This is a genomic window from Bacillus sp. J14TS2, from assembly GCF_018333015.1.
Classification (GTDB): Bacteria; Bacillota; Bacilli; order Bacillales; family Bacillaceae_C; genus Lederbergia.
In genome coordinates this window covers 1-804 of record NZ_BORE01000049.1, presented here as the reverse complement: position 1 = coordinate 804, position 804 = coordinate 1, and the positions used below count along the sequence as shown (strand labels likewise).

At 34.7% G+C, this 804-nt stretch carries 1 protein-coding gene; it reads right to left on the bottom strand.

Features of this window, described 5'->3' with window-relative positions; genetic code table 11:
* Positions 1–695, bottom strand: a 695-nt coding sequence (locus KI375_RS26980) for a transposase (RefSeq protein ID WP_212976440.1), incomplete at its 3' end; no start/stop codon positions are given.
* Positions 696–804 lie beyond the last annotated feature (109 nt).

The following is an 804-nucleotide window of genomic DNA, read 5'->3' as shown; positions in this document are numbered from 1 at the left end:
TCATTTACGGTTTCCTTTAATAGGTTTAACTTCTCTTTTACTTTTGGATATTCGGAAATCGTTTCCTCATTTTCAATCACATCCATTAGTTTTTGGCAGTATATCATCTCATCTTCCAACTTATCCGTTGTCGATTTGGGTGGGAATTTTTGTTTCATGGATTCATCCAGTTCATAAACCGATTTTCGAAGTTTCTTGGAGCGATCCATCAATATTTCCTTTGGAGATTTTTGATTATAACGAGCTTTTGTATGGGTGGCGTCCACAATGATCGAATTGCTTTTGATAATCCCTTTTTCGATGGCAATTTCTACGGTTTTATGAATCAACATATCTAATAGATTGATGTCTTTTAACCGTAATTTACGAAACTTAGTTAACGAACTTGGTTCTATAACAGACTCCTCGGGAGCCATCCCAAGGAAATATTTAAAAGACATATCATATTTGGAGCGATCTACAATATCCACGTCGGATAAATCATGAATGGTTTTGAGCAGTAAATACTTGAACATGCGTATGGGATTAATTGCATTCCGCCCATTCGTATGGCAGTATTTATCATTTAATTCATCATACACAAAAGAAAAATCCACTAATTCATTTAGTTTTCGTAAAAAGTTATCCTTTGGCACAACTACATCATAAATTCCCGAATAGGCACTTAACATCATTGACTCTTGTTTTCGGATCATTATAGCCACCCACTTTTACTTGATACTTGTATTGTAGCTAAAAAAAGATATGATTCCCATCATAAATTCGAGGAATCATATCTTTTTCGGACTTTTTCAGTGGCCTCCT